19 protein-coding genes are annotated in these 19,857 nt (G+C 72.6%); 8 read left to right on the top strand and 11 right to left on the bottom strand.

Annotated elements, in window-relative coordinates; translation table 11 throughout:
* Positions 1 to 54: 54 nt before the first annotated feature.
* The 3 genes from ACFSL4_RS32475 to pdhA are packed head-to-tail and all read right to left on the bottom strand — an operon-like array spanning position 55 to position 3,625.
* Positions 55 to 1,479, bottom strand: a complete 1,425-nt coding sequence (locus tag ACFSL4_RS32475; protein ID WP_381090989.1) for a dihydrolipoamide acetyltransferase family protein — start codon at positions 1,477 to 1,479, stop codon at positions 55 to 57.
* Positions 1,479 to 2,483, bottom strand: a complete 1,005-nt coding sequence (locus ACFSL4_RS32470; protein WP_381090986.1) for an alpha-ketoacid dehydrogenase subunit beta — start codon at positions 2,481 to 2,483, stop codon at positions 1,479 to 1,481. The genes ACFSL4_RS32475 and ACFSL4_RS32470 overlap by 1 nt, the downstream gene beginning before the upstream one ends.
* Positions 2,480 to 3,625: a pyruvate dehydrogenase (acetyl-transferring) E1 component subunit alpha gene (gene pdhA, locus ACFSL4_RS32465; RefSeq protein ID WP_381090983.1), complete on the bottom strand. Its 1,146-nt coding sequence runs from the start codon at positions 3,623 to 3,625 to the stop codon at positions 2,480 to 2,482. Before pdhA ends, ACFSL4_RS32470 begins: the two co-directional genes overlap by 4 nt.
* Before the next feature lie 189 nt (positions 3,626 to 3,814).
* Here pdhA and ACFSL4_RS32460 point away from each other — a divergent pair, with 189 nt between their 5' ends.
* Positions 3,815 to 4,300, top strand: a complete 486-nt coding sequence (locus ACFSL4_RS32460; RefSeq protein WP_381091053.1) for an Lrp/AsnC family transcriptional regulator — start codon at positions 3,815 to 3,817, stop codon at positions 4,298 to 4,300.
* A gap of 100 nt (positions 4,301 to 4,400) precedes the next feature.
* Here the strand turns inward: ACFSL4_RS32460 and ACFSL4_RS32455 are convergent, their stop codons facing one another.
* Together ACFSL4_RS32455 and ACFSL4_RS32450 are read right to left on the bottom strand one after the other, a co-directional pair.
* On the bottom strand, positions 4,401 to 4,991 hold the full coding sequence (locus ACFSL4_RS32455) for a TetR/AcrR family transcriptional regulator (protein ID WP_381090980.1): 591 nt from the start codon (positions 4,989 to 4,991) through the stop codon (positions 4,401 to 4,403).
* Entirely contained in the window at positions 4,988 to 6,502 is a 1,515-nt protein-coding gene (locus ACFSL4_RS32450; RefSeq protein ID WP_381090977.1) for a 3-hydroxyacyl-CoA dehydrogenase, read from the bottom strand. The genes ACFSL4_RS32455 and ACFSL4_RS32450 overlap by 4 nt, the downstream gene beginning before the upstream one ends.
* A gap of 214 nt (positions 6,503 to 6,716) precedes the next feature.
* Between ACFSL4_RS32450 and paaN the strand changes: the two genes are divergently transcribed.
* A complete protein-coding gene (paaN, locus tag ACFSL4_RS32445) occupies positions 6,717 to 8,408 on the top strand; it encodes a phenylacetic acid degradation protein PaaN (protein WP_381090974.1) in 1,692 nt (563 codons plus the stop codon).
* Between the two features lie 6 nt (positions 8,409 to 8,414).
* On the opposite strand, the gene ACFSL4_RS32440 is transcribed toward paaN, so the two are convergent.
* The 3 genes from ACFSL4_RS32440 to ACFSL4_RS32430 all read right to left on the bottom strand — a co-directional run bounded on the left by ACFSL4_RS32440 (position 8,415) and on the right by ACFSL4_RS32430 (position 11,365).
* Entirely contained in the window at positions 8,415 to 9,185 is a 771-nt protein-coding gene (locus ACFSL4_RS32440) for a TrmH family RNA methyltransferase (protein ID WP_381090971.1), read from the bottom strand.
* Positions 9,186 to 9,254: 69 nt separating this feature from the next.
* Positions 9,255 to 10,481, bottom strand: a complete 1,227-nt coding sequence (locus ACFSL4_RS32435) for an HTTM domain-containing protein (RefSeq protein WP_381090968.1) — start codon at positions 10,479 to 10,481, stop codon at positions 9,255 to 9,257.
* The gene (locus ACFSL4_RS32430) at positions 10,481 to 11,365 is read right to left on the bottom strand and encodes a DUF5819 family protein (protein WP_381090966.1); all 885 of its coding nucleotides are present in this window, start codon (positions 11,363 to 11,365) and stop codon (positions 10,481 to 10,483) included. The genes ACFSL4_RS32435 and ACFSL4_RS32430 overlap by 1 nt, the downstream gene beginning before the upstream one ends.
* A gap of 469 nt (positions 11,366 to 11,834) precedes the next feature.
* Between ACFSL4_RS32430 and paaA the strand changes: the two genes are divergently transcribed.
* The 6 genes from paaA to ACFSL4_RS32400 all read left to right on the top strand — a co-directional run bounded on the left by paaA (position 11,835) and on the right by ACFSL4_RS32400 (position 16,755).
* Complete coding sequence (gene paaA / locus ACFSL4_RS32425; protein WP_381090963.1) at positions 11,835 to 12,890, top strand: 1,2-phenylacetyl-CoA epoxidase subunit PaaA; 1,056 nt, start codon at positions 11,835 to 11,837, stop codon at positions 12,888 to 12,890.
* A gap of 2 nt (positions 12,891 to 12,892) precedes the next feature.
* Positions 12,893 to 13,180, top strand: coding sequence for a 1,2-phenylacetyl-CoA epoxidase subunit PaaB (gene paaB, locus ACFSL4_RS32420; protein ID WP_361654246.1), 288 nt, complete (start codon positions 12,893 to 12,895; stop codon positions 13,178 to 13,180).
* On the top strand, positions 13,177 to 13,896 hold the full coding sequence (gene paaC, locus ACFSL4_RS32415; RefSeq protein ID WP_381090960.1) for a 1,2-phenylacetyl-CoA epoxidase subunit PaaC: 720 nt from the start codon (positions 13,177 to 13,179) through the stop codon (positions 13,894 to 13,896). Before paaB ends, paaC begins: the two co-directional genes overlap by 4 nt.
* Positions 13,890 to 14,432, top strand: coding sequence for a 1,2-phenylacetyl-CoA epoxidase subunit PaaD (gene paaD, locus ACFSL4_RS32410; RefSeq protein ID WP_381090957.1), 543 nt, complete (start codon positions 13,890 to 13,892; stop codon positions 14,430 to 14,432). Before paaC ends, paaD begins: the two co-directional genes overlap by 7 nt.
* Positions 14,432 to 15,496, top strand: coding sequence for a 2Fe-2S iron-sulfur cluster-binding protein (locus ACFSL4_RS32405; protein ID WP_381090954.1), 1,065 nt, complete (start codon positions 14,432 to 14,434; stop codon positions 15,494 to 15,496). The genes paaD and ACFSL4_RS32405 overlap by 1 nt, the downstream gene beginning before the upstream one ends.
* 119 nt (positions 15,497 to 15,615) lie before the next feature.
* Positions 15,616 to 16,755 (top strand): acyl-CoA dehydrogenase family protein, encoded by a 1,140-nt coding sequence (locus ACFSL4_RS32400; protein ID WP_381090951.1) that lies wholly within the window; start codon positions 15,616 to 15,618, stop codon positions 16,753 to 16,755.
* 60 nt (positions 16,756 to 16,815) lie between these two features.
* Here ACFSL4_RS32400 and ACFSL4_RS32395 read toward each other — a convergent pair whose 3' ends face one another.
* The 3 genes from ACFSL4_RS32395 to ACFSL4_RS32385 all read right to left on the bottom strand — a co-directional run bounded on the left by ACFSL4_RS32395 (position 16,816) and on the right by ACFSL4_RS32385 (position 19,693).
* Positions 16,816 to 17,145 (bottom strand): rhodanese-like domain-containing protein, encoded by a 330-nt coding sequence (locus tag ACFSL4_RS32395; protein WP_381091051.1) that lies wholly within the window; start codon positions 17,143 to 17,145, stop codon positions 16,816 to 16,818.
* A 63-nt stretch (positions 17,146 to 17,208) separates the two neighbouring features.
* Entirely contained in the window at positions 17,209 to 18,171 is a 963-nt protein-coding gene (locus tag ACFSL4_RS32390; protein ID WP_381090948.1) for a J domain-containing protein, read from the bottom strand.
* 91 nt (positions 18,172 to 18,262) lie between these two features.
* A complete protein-coding gene (locus ACFSL4_RS32385) occupies positions 18,263 to 19,693 on the bottom strand; it encodes a DUF2252 domain-containing protein (RefSeq protein WP_381090945.1) in 1,431 nt (476 codons plus the stop codon).
* Positions 19,694 to 19,857 lie beyond the last annotated feature (164 nt).

Below are 19,857 nucleotides of genomic sequence, written 5' to 3'. Positions count from 1 at the left end.
CGGCTGCCTGCGGGCTTCCTCACCAGCTCTCCGGGCCCCCCGCCGCGGCCCCGATCACAGCGTGCGCAGGAGCACCGCCGGTTGTTCCACGCAGTCCGCCACGTACCGCAGGAACCCGCCCGCCGTGCCGCCGTCGCACACCCGGTGGTCGAAGGTGAGCGAGAGCTGCACGACCTGCCTGACGGCCAGCTCGCCCTCGTGCACCCAGGGCCTGGGGACGATGCGTCCGACGCCGAGCATGGCCGCCTCGGGGTGGTTGATGATCGGTGTGGAGCCGTCGACGCCGAACACTCCGTAGTTGTTGAGCGTGAAGGTGCCACCGGTGAGATCCCCCGGGGTGAGGGTCCCGGCGCGCGCGGCCTCGGTCAGCCGCGCGAACTCGGCGGTCAGGGACTCGGCGTCCCGGGCATGCGCGCCCCGTACGACGGGCACGACGAGTCCCCGCTCGGTCTGCGCGGCGAACCCGAGGTGCACCTGGTCCAGCCGGACGATCTCCCTGGCCTCCACGTCGACGGTGGAGTTGAGCTCCGGGAAACGGGCGAGCGCGGCGGTGCAGATGCGAGCCAGCAGCGCGAGCAGGGAGACCTTGGGCCCTCCGGTCGCGTTCATCGCCGCCCGCGCGCGCATGAGCTCCGTTGCGTCGGCGTCCACCCAGCAGGTCGCGTCCGGGATCTCCCGCCGGCTGCGGGAGAGCTTGTCGGCGACCGCGCCGCGGACGCCCCTGAGGGGGATGCGGGTGCCCCCGGTGACCGCCCCGGGCGCCTGGGAGGCCGCTTCGGCGGTGACCGCCCCGCGCCCCTGGGGGACCGCTGCCGCCGCGGCCTCCGGTGTCCCCGTCGTGCCCGTGCGGGCGGCCGTGGTCCTCAGAACGTCCTCCACGTCCGCCCTCATGATCAGCCCGTCGGGCCCGGAACCCGCCAGCTGACGGAGATCCACGCCATGGTCGCGGGCAAGCCTGCGGACCAGCGGGGAGATCACCGGAATCGGGCCGTCGGAGCGGGCCGGGGCGGCCTCACGGCGCGTGCGGACCGGGGCAGCGGCCGCCGTCGCCCCGGTGGCCTCCTCGGCCGGCAACGTCCCGCGCCCGGACCCGGGCACAGCCTCTCGCCGCGGCCCGTCCGCGGGCCGCGCGCCGTGCGGGGACGGCCGCACCCGTCGGCGCCGGGCGGGGGCCGCCGATGTGCCGTACCCGACCAGGACGTTCCCGGAGGACTCCTCGGCCGCCTCCGTGGAGGCTCCGACGGCCACCGTCAACAGCGGTGCCCCCACGGGAAGTTCCGTGCCCTCCTCGCCGAAGCGGGCCGTGACCACACCGCCGTAGGGGCACGGCACCTCGACCATCGCCTTGGCGGTCTCCACCTCGACGACCGGCTGATCGACGGTGACGACGTCCCCGACCTGCACCAGCCAGCGGACGATCTCCGCCTCGGTGAGGCCCTCCCCGAGGTCGGGCAGCCTGAACTCCAGGACCTGGGTCATCAGCTCTCCGCCTCCCACTGCAGGCGCCCCACGGCGTCCAGGATCCGGTCGACGCCCGGCAGATGGTGCCGCTCCAGCATCGGCGGCGGATACGGGATGTCGAATCCGGCCACCCGCAGCACCGGAGCCTCCAGATGGTGGAAGCAGCGCTCCGTGACCCGGGCGGCGATCTCCCCGCCCGGACCGCCGAAGCCGGTCGACTCGTGCACCACCACGGCCCGGCCCGTGCGGCGCACGGACGCCGTCACCGTCTCGTCGTCGAAGGGCACCAGCGTGCGCAGATCGACGACCTCGAGGTCCCAGCCCTCGGCACGGGCCGCCTCGGCCGCCTCCAGGCAGACGGGCACCGAGGGGCCGTAGGTGATGAGCGTGGCGCTGCGGCCCGTGCGCCGGACCACGGCCCGGCCGATCGGCTCCACGGTCGCGGGCTCCTCGGGGTTCCAGGAGTCCTTCGACCAGTACAGCCGCTTGGGCTCGAGGAAGACGACCGGGTCGTCGGAGGCGATGGATGCGCGCAGCAGTCCGTACGCGTCGGCGACCGTGGCGGGCGTGACGACATGGAGGCCCGGAGTCGCCATGTAGTACGCCTCGGAGGAGTCGCTGTGGTGCTCGACACCGCCGATGCCTCCCCCGTAGGGGACACGGATCGTCAGGGGAAGCGGCATCGCGCCGCGCGTGCGGTTGCGCATGCGGGAGACATGGCTGACCAGTTGCTCGAACGCGGGGTACGCGAACGCGTCGAACTGCATCTCCACGACCGGCCGAAGCCCGTACATCGCCATGCCGACGGCCGTGCCGAGGATTCCCGCCTCGGCGAGCGGCGTGTCGGTGCAGCGGTCCTCGCCGAACTCCTCGGCGAGTCCGTCGGTGACCCGGAAGACGCCGCCGAGCGTGCCCACGTCCTCCCCCATGACATGCACGGACGGGTCGGCGGCCATGGCATCGCGCAACGCCCGCGTGAGTGCCTGCGCCATGGTGGCCGGCTTGAGGGCAACGGTGGTCATCGCCCGGCTCCTTCCGCTCCGGCGGCCTCGGCCTGCAGCTCGGCCCGCAGCTGTGCTTCCTGTTCGAGCAGTTGGGTGGTGGGCCGGGCGTACGCATGGGCGAAGAGGTCCATGGGGTCGAGCGCCGGGTCCTGGTTCATCCGCGCCCGCAGGTCCGCCGCCATTGTCTCGGCGTCCTCACGCGCGGCCCGTATCCCGTCCTCGTCGAGCAGGCCGCGGTCCGTCAGCTCCCGCTCCAGCAGCCCGACCGGATCGTGGGCCCGCCATGCCTCGACCTCGGCGTCGGTGCGGTAGCGGGTCGCGTCGTCGGCGTTGGTGTGGGCGTCGAGCCGGTAGGTCACGGCCTCGATGAGGGTGGGGCCGCCGCCCGCGCGGGCATGGCGCACGGCGTCGCCGAGGACCTCGTGCACGGCGGCCGCGTCGTTGCCGTCGACGAGGCGGCCCGGCATGCCGTAGCCGACGGCCTTGTGGGCCAGGGTGGGCGCCGCGGTCTGCTTGGCGAGCGGGACAGAGATCGCGAAGCCGTTGTTCTGGACGAGGAAGACGACCGGCGCCTGCCAGACCGCGGCGAAGTTCAGGGCCTCGTGGAAGTCGCCCTCGCTGGTGCCGCCGTCGCCGACCATCGCGAGCGCGACCACATCGTCGCCCTTCAGACGCGCCGCGTGCGCAAGGCCCACGGCGTGCGGGAGCTGGGTGGCGAGCGGGGTGGACAGGGGCGCCACCCGGTGCGCGTACGGGTCGTATCCGGTGTGCCAGTCGCCGCGCAGCAGGGTCAGGGCCTGGACGGGGTCGACACCGCGGGTGACGACCGCGAGCGTGTCGCGGTAGCTGGGGAAGAGCCAGTCGCGTTCCTCCAGGACGAGCGCGGCGGCGACCTCGCAGGCCTCCTGCCCGGTGCTGGAGGGGTAGACGGCCAGGCGGCCCTGCTTGGTGAGGGCCGTTGCCTGCGCGTTGTACCGGCGGCCGCGCACCAGCTGTGTGTACAGCCGGCGCAGCAGCTCCGGGTCGGCCTTGGCGGCCGCCTCGGTGCCGAGGACGCGGTACGGCTGTGCGTCGGGCAGCAGCGGAGCGGGATCGGTACGGGGCTGCCAGGCGGGCGGCGGGGTCGGCTGGTAGGCGCCCCGCTGCTCCATGACCGTCATGACGGCACCTCCTCGTGGGAGCGGCTTCAGGCGCGTCACGGATGTGATGCGCCTCACCAACCGATTGTTCGGTCGTCGGCACATTTTGGCTACAGGCGGCTCAAGGCTGTGGACAAACGGTTCTCCACAGCCTGAGATATACGCAGTACGTCCATGGTAGGAAGGCGGGGGCGCATGGCACCTGAACAAATGGCCGAGCCATCGGAGCACGGTCCCTCACTGCCACCCCCGCGCACCCTCGACGCCATCGACCGGGACATCCTGCAGATACTCCAAGCGGATGGCCGCGCCTCGATACGCTCGGTCTCGGAGCGCGTCCACGTCTCGCGCGCCAACGCCTACGCGCGGATCAACCGGCTCATCGAGGACGGTGTGATCCGCGGCTTCGGAGCCCGGGTGAACCATGAGCGCGCCGGTCAGGGGACCTCGGCGTACATCACCCTGAAAATCGTGCAGAACTCCTGGCGCGCGGTCCGCGAGCGACTGCGCTTGCTCCCGGGCGCCTCCCACATCGCGCTGGTCGGCGGGGACTTCGACGTGCTGCTGCTGGTGCACACGCCCGACAACAGGGCGCTGCGCGAGCTGGTCCTCACCCGGCTCCAGGCGATCCCCGAGGTGCTCAGCACCCGCACGCTGCTGGTGTTCGAGGAGGAGGACCTGGAGCCGGAGGGCTGACCTGGGCCGTCCGGACCGGGAGGGTCGGCCTCAGCGGTCCGGCACGGGCCGGTCCCAGCAGTCCGGCACGGGCCGGCTCAGAGGTCCGGCCTGGGCCGGCTCAGCGGTCCCCGCGCAGCCCGGAGAAGGCCAACCGCACCACGGCGTCGGCGACTTCGCGCTCCCCCATGCCACGCCCGTCCGGCCGGTACCACTCCACGATGGAGTTGATCATTCCGAAGACCAGCCGCGTCGCCAGCCGTACCTCCACGTCCCCGCGCACGTCCCCGTCGGCGGCCGCGGCCTTGAGCAGTCCGGCGACCCGGTGGTCGAACTCGCGGCGCCGCTCCAGCGCCCACCGCTCGGTGCCGGTGTTGCCGCGCACGCGCAGCAGCAGCGTCACATACGGCAGCTCGGCCGTGAGCACCTCGACCATGCGCCGAACGACGTACTCAAGCCGGTCCCCGGTACGCCCCACGCGCGCGTGCTCCTCGTCGAGGATCGCGAAGAGGCCGTCCAGCGCCCGGCTGACGGCGCGGCGCAGCAGCTCCTCCTTGCCCGAGACGTGGTGGTAGATCGACGACTTGGAGATGCCGGCCGCCTTGGAGAGGTGCTCCATGGAGGTGCCGTCGTAGCCGCGCTCGTTGAAGACCTGCACGGCCACGGAGAGCAGGCTCTCCGGCGTGTACGTGTCGCGCTTGGCGGTGGTCATGAGGTGCCCTCCCGCTTGTCGGAGGCGTACGCGTGCCGGTAGAGCGCGAGGGACGGGGCGTAGCGCCCGGAGCGATCGCGCATGTGCAGGTCGTCCAGCAGCTCGTAGGCCCAGCCGCGGCCGAGCCTGCGGCTCCACTCGAAGGGACCCAGGGGGTAGTTGACCCCGAGGCGCATCGCGGTGTCGATGTCCTCCTCGGTGGCCACGCCCTTGGCGACGGCGTCGTGCGCCAGGTCCACGATCCTGGCCACCGTGCGGGCGACGATCATGCCGGGTGCGTCCCCGATGACGCTGACGTCCTTGCCGAGCGCCTGGAAGAGCCCGATGGCCTCGGCAAGGGTCTGCGGGGAGGTGTCCTGGGACGCGGACAGGGCGATGCGGGTCGCCCTGCGGTAGTCGAGCGCCAGGTCGAAGTAGACGACATCGCGGAACTCGACGGAGGTCTGCCCGTCGGCCAGGGCCAGCTGACCGCCGCCGGGCAGCACCAGACGGGTGCCTTCGTCCTCGTCGTCCTCGCGGACGCCGATGCCCGCCTCGCGGATGAGCGCGAGGAGTTCCGCGGCGGGGCCCAGGTCGCCCTCGGCGACCACGTACGCGGGCGGCTGCGCCTTCTCCGCGTTGTGCGGCTCGGGCCGCTCGGCGCCGTTGCCGTAGCCGTACCAGCCCTGCCCGGTCTTGCGGCCGAGCCGGCCCGACTCGACCAGTCTGCGCTGGGCGAGCGAGGGGGTGAAGCGCACGTCCTGGAAGAAGGACTCCCACACCGACCGGGTGACGGACTCGTTGACGTCCTGCCCGATCAGGTCCGTCAGCTCGAACGCCCCCATCCGGAAGCCGCCCGACTCGCGCAGGACCGCGTCGATCGTGGCGGGGTCGGCGACCTGCGCCTCGTAGGCGGCGAACGCCTCCGCGTAGAAGGGTCGCGCGATGCGGTTGACGATGAAACCGGGGGTGTCCGCGCAGGCGACCGGGGTCTTGCCCCAGGCGCGGGCAGTCTCGTACGCGCGCGTGGCCGACGTGACGTCGGTGGCGAACCCGGAGACGACCTCCACGAGCGGCATCAGCGGGGCGGGGTTGAAGAAGTGCAGGCCGACGAACCGGCCCGCGTTGCGCAGGGCGCCGCCGATCGCGGTGACGGACAGCGACGAGGTGTTGGTGGCGAGGAGGCAGTCGTCGCCGACGATGTCCTCCAGCTCCCGCAGCAGCTGCTGCTTCACCTCCAGTCGCTCCAGGACGGCCTCGACGACGAGGGAGCAGTCCGCGAGCTCCGCCAGGCTCTCGGCGGGCACGAGACGGGCGCGGGCCGCGTCCCGCTCGGCTCCGGTGAGCCGGTCCTTCTCGACGAGCCGGTCGAGGCGGGCACCGATCGAGGCGGCCGCCTCGCGGGCACGGCCGGGTAGTGCGTCGTACAGCCGTACGGGGTGGCCCGCGACCAGTGCGACCTGGGCGATGCCCTGGCCCATGGTGCCGGTGCCCACGACGGCCACGGGGCTGCTGAGGTCGAGTGCTGTCATGTTCGCGATCCTCCCGCACGGCGTTGTCCACAGATGCGGCGGACCCCCTTGTCCCGACCGATCGTTCGGTTACTCTAACTCTGTCCGCCCATCCCGTCGCCCCCGTCGCTTCACCACCGCTCCGTACGAGGCGCGTCGCACCGCACCTCCGGATTCAATCCTGCCCAGGTCACGAGCTCAAGGGAGAGCTCACGAGACGAGGAGTTGGTCCCGCATGGCCGTCGAACTCACCGCGCACCATCTGATCGCCCAGCACCGGCCCACCCTCGACAGGGCGCTGGAAGCGATCCGCACACGGGCGTACTGGTCCCCGCACCCCGAGCACCCCAAGGCATACGGGGAGGACGGCAGTCTGGACGCGGCGGCGGGCAAGGCCGCCTTCGACGCCCTCCTGGGCGGCCGTCTCGACCTCGGCCAGCCCGGCACGGACGACTGGACGGGCGGCGAGGTGTCGCCGTACGGGATCGAGTTGGGGATCACCTATCCCCACGCGGACCTCGACGTGCTGCTGCCCGCCATGCGCGCGGGGCAGGGCGCCTGGCGCGACGCGGGCGCGGAGATGCGCGCGGTGGTGTGCCTGGAGATCCTCAAGCGGATCAACGACCGGACGCACGAGTTCGCACACGCCGTCATGCACACCAGCGGCCAGGCCTTCATGATGGCCTTTCAGGCGGGCGGCCCGCACGCGCAGGACCGCGGCCTGGAAGCGGTGGCCTACGCGTACGTGGAGCAGGTCCGCACGCCCGACACCGCGGAGTGGACCAAGCCCCAGGGCAAGCGCGACCCGCTGACGCTCACCAAGACGTTCAAGCCGGTCCCGCGGGGCGTCGCCCTGGTCATCGGCTGCAACACCTTCCCGACGTGGAACGGCTACCCGGGCCTGTTCGCCTCCTTGGCCACCGGCAACGCGGTCCTGGTCAAGCCGCACCCGCGCGCGGTGCTGCCGCTCGCGCTGACCGTGCAGGTGGCCCGCCAGGTGCTCGCCGAAGCCGGCTTCGACCCGAACCTGGTGGCGCTGGCCGCCGAGCGCCCGGGCGAGGGCATCGCCAAGACGCTGGCGGTGCGCCCCGAGATCCGGATCATCGACTACACGGGCTCGACCGCGTTCGGCGACTGGCTGGAGACCCATGCCCGCCAGGCGCAGGTCTACACGGAGAAGGCCGGGGTCAACACGGTCGTCGTGGAGTCGACCGGCAACTACAAGGGAATGCTGTCGAACCTGGCGTTCTCCCTGTCGCTGTACAGCGGCCAGATGTGCACCACCCCGCAGAACCTCCTGATCCCGCGGGACGGCATCGCCACGGACGAGGGCCCCAAGTCGTACGACGAGGTGGTCGCCGACCTCGCGCGGTCGGTCGGCGGGCTCCTGGGCGACGACGCACGCGCGAACGCGCTGCTGGGCGCGATCGTGAACCCGGACGTCAAGGCCCGCCTGGAGGCGGCGGCCGGCCTCGGCGAGGTCGCCCTGGCCTCCCGGGAGGTCGCCAACCCGGACTTCCCCGGGGCGGTCGTGCGCACCCCGGTGATCGTGAAGCTCGACGGCGCGAAGCCGGACGCGGAGGCCGCCTACATGAGCGAGTGCTTCGGCCCGGTCGCCTTCGCCGTCGCGGTCGACTCCGCTCAGGACGCGGTGGAGCTGCTGCGGCGGACCATCAGGGACAAGGGCGCGATGACCGTCGGCGCCTACACCACCTCGGAGGAGGTGGAGCGTGCCGTCGAGGAGGTCTGCCTGGAGGAGTGCGCGCAGCTCTCCCTCAACCTGACGGGCGGGGTGTACGTCAACCAGACGGCGGCCTTCTCCGACTTCCACGGCTCGGGCGGCAACCCGGCGGCCAACGCGGCCCTGTCCGACGGGGCGTTCGTGGCGAACCGCTTCCGGGTGGTGGAGGTGCGCCGGGAGGCGTAGGACGGCTCAGCCGGCTGCGCCCCCGGTGGCGCTCCAGTGGTACAGCGTCATGGCCACACTGGTCGCGAGGTTGTAGCTGGACACCTGGGGGCGCATCGGCAGGGACACCAGGTGGTCGGTGCGGGCGCGGAGGCCGGCGGACAGGCCGGTGCGCTCGGAGCCGAACGCGAGCACGGCGTCGTCCGGCAGCTTCATCCCGCGAAGGTCGTCGCCCTCCGGGTCCAGCGCGAAGAGCGGACCCGGAGGCAGCTCGGGCACGGTCAGCCGCTCCACGGCGGTCGCGAAGTGAAGTCCCGCGCCGCCGCGGACGACCGTGGGATGCCAGGGGTCGAGGGTGCCGGTCGTGACCACCCCGGTCGCGCCGAACCCGGCCGCGAGCCGGATCACCGCCCCCGCGTTGCCGAGGTTGCGCGGGTTGTCGAGGACGACCACGGGAGCCCTGCGCGGCATGCGCCGGAGCGTTTCGAGACCGGTCTCGCGCGAGGGGCGCACGGCGAGGGCGGCGACCCCGGTGGGATGCGGCCGGGGCACGAGAGACCGGTATGTGGCCTCCGGGACCTCCGTCAGCAGTGCCTCCAGGCTGTCGCGTACATCGGGGGCCAGGTCATCGGCGAGGGTGAGCGCGGCCCGCTGGTCGGTGGTGACGGCGACCGGCACCCGGGCGTGGAAGCGCAGGGCGTGCTTGAGCGCGTGGAAGCCGTCGAGCAGGACGCAGCCGCCGGCGAGCCTGTGCCAGGTGCTCAGCGTGCCGGTGGTGCCGCGGGGCGGGTCCGTCATGCGGTGCAGCCTACGTGCGGGACGGGCCCGGCCGCCCGTGCGGCGGCCCTTGCGGAGCCCGTGCACCGCTCACGCCGTCGAACTCACGTGCGTGTGCTCGGTGGCGTCCTCAGGGGGTGGCTGGGGCCCGCGCGGGCGGGGCGGCGCCGGACGGGCACCACGGGGCGTGAGCAGCCGTGCGCGCCCGCGCGCCGCCCATCCGCCCAGCCGCCGCAGGAAGGACGTCGGCAGGAACACGGAGTCGGCGGCGATCATCGCGAGCGAGAAGAACGGAAGCCCGAGGACCACGGCGATCACCGCGTGCTCGGTCATCATGAACGCCAGCAGGACGTTCTTGGCGCGCCGGTTCAGAAGCGTGAAGGGGAACGCCACCTGGGCGGCGACCGTCCCGTACGTCACCAGCAGCACCATCGTGCCGTGCGAGGACAGCAGGTCGGACAGGGCGGGCCAGGGCGAGAAGTAGTCGAGGTGGAGCGGGTAGTAGACGGCCGTGCCGTCCTGCCAGCGCGAGCCCTGGATCTTGTACCAGCCGGCGGTCGAGTAGATGAGACACGCTTCGGCCATCATCACGAGCAGAGCGGCGCTGTGGACGAGGTTCGCGATGACGTCCAGCAGGATGCGGGGCTCCGCGGCAGGAGCGCGCCGGCCGACGTACCACCACAGGCCCTGGACGGCCCACAGTCCCCAGAACACCGCCGTCCAGCCGCCGTCGAGCCGGCCCATGCCCGTCGCCAGGACCAGCGCGAGGCCGAGCGTCCCCCACAGTGCGGGACCCACCCGGTCGGGGCCGGGACGCTCTCCACGCGCGCGTGCCGCACGCTCGCGCCGGGCCCTCCGCTCGTCCAGCGACCACACCCGCCCGCAGCGCGTGAACACCAGGTAGATGGCCATCAGATGGATGACGTTGTCGCCGCCGTCGCCCATGAAGACGCTGCGGTTCTGCAGCGACAGCACGCCCACCATGAACAGCACGGACATCGTGCGGGTGCGCCAGCCGACCAGCAGCAGGGCGCTGGAGAGCACGGCGAGGGCGTAGACCGCCTCGAACCACACCCCGCTCTCGGACCACATCAGGATCGTGAAGGCGTGATTGTCCGCGATGAGCCGCTGGGCCAGATCCCAGCTCCACGGCCCGTCGGGCCCGTACATCTCCCGGCGGTGCGGGAACTCGCGCAGCAGGAACAGCAGCCAGATACCGGCGAAGCCGATGCGGACGACCGCGCTCTGGTACGGGGCGAGGGGAGCCTCGGTGACGCGGGCGATGCCACGCGAGACCGACAGGGCGAACCGGTTCATCAGTCGCTCGCCCCCGTCCGCTCGCCCTCCGGCATGGACCACCAGGGCAGTCTGCGGTACTGGGGCGCGGTGGAGATCTTCTCGTCGCTCCACGCGGGGGGCGGCACGTTGGTGGTGCGGGAGCGGACCTGGACGCGTTCGAGGGTCTCGCCGCGGCCGGCCGGGTGCTCGCGGCCGAGGCGCAGGACGACGACGCGGCGCAGATAGTCCTCGGACAGGGTGCCGCGCAGGCCCACGGGCCGGTTCTCGCCGTCGTGCGAGGCGACGTAGAAGTCCCAGGCGCGGCGCAGTTCGTTCTGGCGGGTGTGGCTGGGCAGCGGATTGCCGTCGATGGCGGCGCCGTCGAGCGCGGACAGGTCGTACCAGCCGGTCGTCCGCTCCCCGCCGTCCCCGGTGCGCACCTCGGCCCGGACCTGGACGTCGATATTCTGCTGCAGCGGGTTGGGGGCGAACAGCTTCCAGTTCTGCTCGAACTCCGGGTATATCCAGTCGTCGACCGCCTCGCCGTGCTTCTTGGTCATGGTGTTGGCGGGCGCGACGTGCAGGAAGACCATCCCGAGGTGCACGCACACGGCGACGGCGACGACCGCGAGCGCCAGCGCGGTGGCGATCCGGTAGCGGAGGGAGAGGGCGGCGATCCCGGTGTCTGGGGCCGTGGTCGGCTCCGCGGCCGCTTCGGGTGGCGCGCCGGAGGCGGGTGGAGGGCCGGACGAGGCCGGACAGCCCTCAGCCGGCCCGCCGGGGTCCCCCGGCCCGGTGGGCTCGTCGGGCGCCGGATCCCCCGGGGCGTCCCGCGTGGTGCCCTCGGGCAGGGAGGAGAGCGGGCCGCCGGAGCGGTCCGGCCGCTCCCGCCGCGGCTCCGGTCCCTCGTCGTACGCGTCCATCCCGCCCCGTCTCCCAGCTTTCCGCGTCCCGATGCCGGCCGATGCGGCCGTGCCGCCTGCCGCCTGCCGCCTGCCGCCGTGCGACGCGGTGCGCCGCCGCTTGCGCCGTGCGACGCCAACCGGGCCCGTGACCGAGCCGTGCGATGCCGTCCGACCTCGTCGGCCCTGGTGCACCCGCAGCTCGCACCGCGGGGCCGCGCGCACCGCATCACCCGTTCGCAGCACATCGCGTTCGCACGGAACGGTACTCAGACCCATGCGCCCCGCACAGCCCATTGCCCGCACAACCCGGCCGGCACCGCCGCCGGCACGCGGTCGGCACCGCGGTCCGCACCGCGGTCGCGACGACCGTCGGCAACGGCTCGGAGGTTGTCCACAGCGGTTGACACCCTACGGCGCCTCGTCTCACCATTGAACCGACACGGACCGAACGATCGGTCGGGAGACGGCGAGAGATCAAGGGGGCCGTATGGCGACGGCAGCGGCACAGCGGACGGCGCGCGCGGACGGCACGGCAGAGGCGGACGCGGCGGCGCACGAGGCCCTCTTCGACGCGGCCATCGCCGCCGACGAGCGCATCGAGCCCCGCGACTGGATGCCCGACGCCTACCGCACCACCCTGATCCGGCAGATCGCCCAGCATGCGCACTCCGAGATCATCGGCATGCAGCCGGAGGCCAACTGGATCACGCGCGCGCCCTCGCTGCGCCGCAAGGCGATCCTGATGGCCAAGATCCAGGACGAGGCGGGCCACGGGCTGTATCTGTACAGCGCGGCCGAGACACTCGGCACCAGCCGCGACGAGCTGCTCGACAAACTGCACGCGGGCCGCCAGAAGTACTCATCGATCTTCAACTACCCCACCCTGACCTGGGCGGACGTCGGCGCGATCGGCTGGCTGGTGGACGGCGCCGCGATCACCAACCAGGTACCCCTTTGCCGCTGCTCCTACGGCCCGTATGGGCGCGCGATGGTACGCATCTGCAAGGAGGAGTCCTTCCACCAGCGCCAGGGGTACGAGCTGCTGATGGCCCTCAGCCAGGGCACGCCCGAGCAGCACGCCATGGCGCAGGACGCGGTCGACCGCTGGTGGTGGCCGTCCCTGATGATGTTCGGCCCGCCCGACGACGAGTCGGCGCACTCCGCGCAGTCGATGGCCTGGAAGATCAAGCGGCATTCGAACGACGAGCTGCGCCAGCGCTTCGTGGACGCCAGCGTCCCCCAGGCGGAGTCGCTCGGCCTGACGCTCCCCGACCCCGAACTCAGGTGGAACGAGGAGCGGGGGCACTACGACTTCGGCCCGATCGACTGGACGGAGTTCTGGGAGGTCGTCAAGGGGAACGGCCCCTGCAACGAGCAGCGGATGACCCAGCGCAGGCGGGCACACGACGAAGGCGCGTGGGTACGGGAGGCTGCCGCGGCCTACGCGGCGAAGCACAAGGGCGCCACGGGCGCGGCCGACGGGCCTGCGCGCGCGGCCGGTGGACCGTCGGCACAGCAGGCCGGCGAGAGCGGAAAGGCGTGAGGATGACGACCGAAGAGTGGCCGCTGTGGGAGGTCTTCGTGCGCTCGCGCCGTGGGCTCTCGCACACGCATGCGGGCAGCCTGCATGCCCCGGACGCCGAGTTGGCCCTGCGCAACGCGCGCGATCTGTACACCCGGCGCGGCGAGGGCGTCTCGATCTGGGTCGTGCCGTCCGCCGCGATCACCGCGTCCTCGCCGGACGAGAAGGACCCGTTCTTCGAACCGGCCGCCGACAAGCCGTACCGGCACCCGACGTTCTACGACATCCCGGAGGGGGTGAAGCACCTGTGACCGTCACCGTGCACACCGCGGCCGCCCTGGCCCTCGGCGACGACGCCCTGGTGCTCTCGCACCGCCTGGGGGAGTGGGCGGGCCACGCGCCAGCGCTCGAGGAGGAGGTCGCCCTCGCCAACATCGCCCTGGACCTGCTGGGTCAGGCCCGGGTGCTGCTGTCCATGGCCGGCGACGAGGACGAGCTGGCGTACCTCCGCGAGGAGCGCGCCTTCCGCAACCTCCAGCTGGTGGAGCAGCCGAACGGCGACTTCGCCCACACGATCGCCCGCCAGTTGTACTTCTCCACCTACCAGCGGCTGCTGTACACCCACCTCGCCGCCGGGCAGAGCGAGTTCGCCGGTCTCGCGTCGAAGGCGGTCAAGGAGGTCGTCTACCACCAGGACCACGCCGAGCAGTGGACGCTGCGGCTCGGCGACGGCACGGACGTCAGCCACGAGCGGATGCAGCACGCGTGCGAGGCGCTGTGGCGGTTCACGGGCGAGATGTTCGAGCCGATCGAAGGCGTCGACGTCGACTGGGCCGGACTGCGGGCCGCCTGGCTCGACTCGCTGGGCGACATCATGCGCCGGGCCACCCTGGAGCTCCCCCGGGGCCCGCAGTCCGGTGCGTGGACCGCAGGCGCCGGGCGGCAGGGACTGCACACCGAGCCCTTCGGGCGGATGCTCGCCGAGATGCAGCATCTGCACCGCAGCCACCCGGGAGCGTCATGGTGACGGCCACGACCCTGGAGGAGGAGCTGCGCCGGCTCGCCGGCTCCGTCCCCGACCCCGAGATTCCGGCCCTCACGCTGGAGGACCTGGGCGTCGTGCGGGCGGTCCACGCGCGCGGCACGGAGTCGGTGGAGGTCGAGCTGACCCCGACGTACACGGGCTGCCCGGCGGTCGAGGCCATGTCCCTGGACATAGAGCGGGTCCTGCACGAGCACGGTGTACGGGACGTCGTCGTGCGCAAGGTGCTCACCCCCGCCTGGTCGACGGACGACATCACCGACGAAGGGCGCCGCAAACTGAAGGAGTTCGGGATAGCGCCGCCCCGCGTGCGGGGCCGGCAGGCGTCCGGGCCGGTGAAGGTGGGGCTCGGTCCGACCCGCACGGTCGCCGGCTCCCCCGAGACCGACGGACCCGTGCGCTGCCCGCACTGCGGTTCCGCCGAGACCGAGTTGCTGAGCCGTTTCTCCTCCACCGCGTGCAAGGCGCTGCGCCGCTGTCTGGACTGCCGCGAACCGTTCGACCACTTCAAGGAGTTGTGATGGCCCGCTTCCACCCGCTCCCGGTGGCCGCGGTCGAGCGGCTCACCGACGACTCCGTGGCCCTGACCTTCGCCGTGCCGCCCGCACTGCGCGAGGAGTACCGCTACGCACCCGGTCAGCACCTCGCCCTGCGCCGCATCGCCGACGGCACGGAGATACGGCGCACCTACTCGATCTGTTCCCCGGCCCCCGCACCGGAGGAGGAAGGCCCGCGCACGCTGCGCGTCGGCGTGCGGCTGGTCGAGGGCGGGTCGTTCTCCACCTACGCGCTCAAGGAGGTCGCCGTCGGCGACGAGCTGGAGGTGATGACGCCTGCGGGACGGTTCACGCTGGAGCCCGCGCCCGGACTGTACGCGGCGGTGGTCGGCGGCAGCGGCATCACCCCCGTGCTGTCGATCGTCGCCACACTGCTCGACCGGGAACCGTCGGCGCGGTTCTGCCTCATACGCAGCGACCGCACCTCCGCCTCGACGATGTTCCTGGAGGAGGTGGCCGATCTCAAGGACCGTTTCCCCGAGCGGTTCCAGCTGGTCACGGCGCTCTCCCGGGAGGAACAGCAGGCCGGGCTGCCCTCCGGACGGCTCGACCGGGAGCGGCTGGCGCAGCTGCTGCCGGCGCTGCTGCCGGTGGAGAAGGTCACGGGCTGGTTCCTGTGCGGGCCGTACGGGCTGGTGCAGTCGGCGGAGCGGGCGCTGCGCGGACTAGGGGTGCCGCGCACACGGGTCCATGAGGAGATCTTCCACGTCGACGACGGAACGGTGGCCGCGCCGTCCGTACCGGCGCCCGCGCACAGCACGGTGACCGCGCGGCTCGACGGGCGCGGGGGGACGTGGCCGGTCCAGGACGGTGAGTCCCTGCTGGAGACCGTGCTGCGCAACCGGCCCGACGCGCCCTACGCCTGCAAGGGAGGGGTGTGCGGGACATGCCGGGCCTTCCTGGTCTCGGGCGAGGTGCGGATGGACCGCAACTTCGCACTGGAACCGGAGGAGACGGACGCGGGATACGTCCTCGCGTGCCAGTCGCACCCGGTCACGGAGGCGGTGGAGCTGGACTTCGACCGGTGAGCGGTGGACTCGGCCGGCGGTTTCCTCCCGAGGGCCGCCGGCCGGGCGTTCCCTTCTTGTAGAACCTGTTCTATCTTGACGCTCCGTCAGATCATCGGATCCCGCCAGGAGGACAGGCCGTGGACTTCACCTTCAGTGAGGAGCAGCAGGCGGCGGTCGAGGCGGCGAAGGCCGTGTTCGCCGGGGTCGCGCCGGACGGAGTGCCCAGTCCCGCGCTGACCACGGGCGCCGTCGCCGACGATTTCGACCGATCGCTCTGGGCGCGGCTCGCGGACGCGGACCTGCTGAGTCTGCTGCTGGACCCCGGGCACGGTGGAGCGGGGCTGGACGCCGTCGCCCTCTGCCTGGTGCTGCGGGAGTCCGCCAAGGCGCTGGCCCGGGTGCCGTTGCTGGAGAACACGGCGGCGGCTGTCGCCGTGCAGACCTACGGGACAGCGGAGTTGAAGGAGGAGGTGCTCGCTCGGGCGGGCAGCGGGGACCTGGCGCTCACGGTGGCCGCGCACGGCCGGACCGGGCACGACCCCGCCGAACTCGCGGTGGTCGCGCGGCGGGACGCCGACGGCACCTGGGTCCTGGACGGCATGCAGACGGCGGTTCCGTGGGCGTACAACGCCGATGCCGTCCTCGTACCGGCACACACCGAGGACTCGGGCCGCGCGGTGCTCGCGCTGGTGCCACGGGTGCACGAAGGGGTCGTCCTGGCCGAGCAGATCTCCACCACGGGAGAGCGTCTCGCGGAACTCCGGCTGGAGTCGGCGCGGATCGCGGGCCGGTATGTACTCGACGCCGACGGGGCATGGGAGTCGCTGCGCCTGCTGCTTGCCACCGGGACGTGCGCGCTCGCCCTCGGCCTGGGGGACGGCGTGCTGAGGATGACGAGCGAGTACACCGGCAAGCGGGAGCAGTTCGGGTATCCGATCGCGACGTTCCAGGCGGTCGCCGTGCAGACCGCCGACCGGTACATCGACCTGCGCGCCATGGAGGCCACGCTCTGGCAGGCCGCGTGGCGGATCAGCTCCGGGGCGGCGGGTGCGCTGCCTGCGGCCGGAGACGTGGCCGTGGCGAAGATCTGGGCGTCGGAGGGAGTACGGCGGGTGGTGCAGACCGCTCAGCATCTGCACGGGGGCTTCGGCGCCGACACCGATTGTCCCCTGCACCGGTACCACGCCTGGGCCAAGCATCTCGAACTGTCGCTCGGCCCGGCGCCGGCACACGAGGAGGCCCTGGGAGACCTGCTGGCGTCGCATCCGCTGGGATGATCGGGGAGACTCCCCCCGGGCCCGGTCCAGGCCCGGCCCACGCCCGGTCCGGGCCTGGGACTACAGCACGACGCCGAGCTCGCCCTCGGCGTCCACGACGGGGCGGCCCTCGGCGGCCCAGAGCTGCATGCCACCATCGACGTTCACCGCGTCGACGCCCTGCTGGGCCAGGTACACCGCGGCCTGGGCGGAACGGGCACCGGAGCGGCAGATGACATGGACCCGCCCATCCTGCGGCGCCGCCTCCATGACCTCGCCGTATCGCGCCACGAACTCGCTGAGGGAAAGGTGCAGGGCCCCCTCGGCGTGACCCGCCTGCCACTCCTCGTCCTCACGGACGTCCAGCAGGAAGGCGTCGTCCTCGAGGTCTGCGACCTCGACCGTGGGCACACCGGCTCCGGAATGCATGGTGCGACGCTACCCGACAGGACCGCGGGGCGCGCCGCGGCCGGATCAGCCGTGCAGCGCCCGCAGCTCGGCTTCCTTCGCCGTGACCTGGGCCAGCAGTTGTTCCGCGATCTCGTCGAGGAGGCCGTCGGGGTCGTCGGGGGCGAGCCGGAGCATCGAGCCGATCGCGCTCTCCTCCAGCTCACGGGCCACGAGCGTGAGCATTTCCTTGCGCTGTGCGAGCCATTCGAGGCGGGCGTACAGCTCCTCGCCGGGGCTCGGCCTGCGCTCCGCGGGCACGGGCCCTGCGGCCCACTCGGCGGAGAGTTCGCGCAGCAGGGCCTCGTCGCCACGGGCGTACGCGGCGTTGACCCGGGTGATGAACTCGTCGCGCCGCTTGCGTTCCTCCTCGTCCTGAGCGAGGTCGGGATGGGCCTTGCGGGCGAGCTCGCGGTAGAGCTTGCGGGCCTCCTCGCTGGGACGGACGCGCGGCGGGGTCCGCACGGGCTGGTCCGTCAGCATGGCCTGGGCCTCCGGGAACAGTCCGTCGGAGTCCATCCAGCCGTGGAACAGCTCCTCGACGCCCGGCATCGGCATGACCCGGGCGCGTGCCTCGTGGGCGCGGCGTATGTCCTCGGGGTCACCGGAGAGGGCGGCCCGTGCCTCGGCGATCTCCGCCTCCAACTCGTCGAGGCGGGTGTACATCGGCCCCAGCTTCTGGTGGTGCAGCCGCGAGAAGTTCTCGATCTCGATGCGGAAGGTCTCCACGGCTATCTCGTACTCGATCAACGCCTGCTCGGCGGCCCGCACGGCCCGCTCGAGCCGATCCTCGGGCCGCCCCCCGGCCGCGGCAGCGTCCGCGCCGGTGCCGGCGGCACCTCCGGCCCCGGTGCCCGCGGTCTCCGCGGCTCCGGTGCCGTCGGCCCCACCGGGCGTGGTGCCCGCGGGTTCATCGGCTCCGGTGCTCTCGGCGACCGGCTCCTCGGCAGCGGACACGGACTCGCTCTGCTCGGCTTCGGGCGTCGTCACCGGACCAGCCTAAGACACGCGGCGGGGCCGCTCCCGCCCCGCCTGTGCCCCGCCCCGGCGACGCAGGGGCGCCCTCCGCCCTCTTCCTCCCTCAGACTCCCATCTCCGCGGCGATCCGCCCGCTCCGCACCGCGGCCACCAGCTCCGCATGGTCCGCCTCCGTGCGGTCCGCGTAGGACACGGCGAACGCGGCGAACGCCTCGTCCAGTTCCTCGTTCTTGCCGCAGTAGCCGGAGATCAGTCGCGGGTCGGCACTGTGGGCGTGGGCGCGGGCCAGCAGCGCTCCGGTCATGCGGGCGTAGTCGTCGATCTGGTCGGCGGCCAGCGCCGCGGGGTCGACGCTGCCCTTGCGGTTGCGGAACTGCCGTACCTGGTAAGGGTGTCCGTCGACCGATGTCCAGCCGAGCAGGATGTCACTGACCACCTGCATGCGCTTCTGGCCGAGGACGACCCGGCGGCCCTCGTGCTCCACCTTCGGCACCGGGTGACCCAGCGTGGCCAGATGCGGGAGCAGCACGGACGGGCGGGCCTCCTTGACCTGGAGGATCAGCGGCTCGCCACGGTGGTCGAGGAGCAGCACCACGTAGGAGCGCGTGCCGACGCTGCCCGTGCCGACCACCCGGAACGCCACGTCGTGCACGGCGTACCGGGCCAGGAGCGGGAGGCGGTCCTCCGACAGCGTCGTCAGATACTCCTCCAGCGACGCCGCGACCGCCGCCGCCTCAGCGTCCGGTATGCGGCGCAGCACCGGCGGCGCGTCCACGAAGCGGCGGCCGCCGTCCCCGAACGGCTCCGTCGACTTCGCCGCGAACCGCCCGCTCGTGTTGGCCCGCGCCTTCTCGGAGACCCGCTCCAGGGTGCCGAGCAGATCGTGGGCGTCCGTGTGGGAGACCAGTTCCTCGTCCGCGATCGCGTTCCACGCGTCCAGGGCCGGGAGCCTGGCCAGCAGGCGCATGGTGCGCCGGTACGCACCCACACTGTCCTGCGCCGCGGCCCGGCAGGTGTCCTCGTCGGCCCCGGCCTCGCGGCCGGCGAGCACCAGGGACGCGACGAGGCGTTTCAGGTCCCACTCCCAGGGGCCGTGCACCGTTTCGTCGAAGTCGTTCAGGTCGATGACCAGGCGGCCGCGCGCGTCGCCGTAGAGGCCGAAGTTCGCGGCGTGCGCGTCGCCGCAGAGCTGGGCCCCTATGCCCGTCGTCGGGGTGCGCACCAGGTCGTGGGCCATGAGGCCCGCCGAGCCGCGCAGGAACGCGAAGGGCGTGGCCGCCATCCTGCCGACGCGTATCGGCGTGAGCTCGGGAATCCGGCCGCGGTTGGACTCCTCGACCGCGGCGACCGCGTCCGGGCGGTCGGCGTCCACGACGACCTCGGCGTGCTCCCGGCGCCGCACCCGGGCACGGAGCGCCTTGCCCTCTTCCTTGGGCGAGCCGTGCGCGGGCCACCGCGCGAAGCCCCGCACCTCGGAGATCCTGGCCGCCTGCCGCGGCATCGCCGCCCCGGCCCCTGCACCGGCCTCGGTCATACCGACCGCCTCCCCCGCTGTCCCGTAGCCGTACGAACATCAACCGCGGATGACCGTACAGCCGGCGGCAGGGGAGACGTCAGACCCTGTGGACAACTCCACGGCTGTGGAAAACCCGGTCACCCGCGCCAGACCGGGTACGGCCGACGGCGATCGGCGCCGGC

This window comes from Streptomyces caeni (genome assembly GCF_042678285.1).
Taxonomy (GTDB): domain Bacteria; phylum Actinomycetota; class Actinomycetes; order Streptomycetales; family Streptomycetaceae; genus Streptomyces; species Streptomyces caeni.
This window is presented reverse-complemented; position numbering and strand designations above follow the sequence as displayed.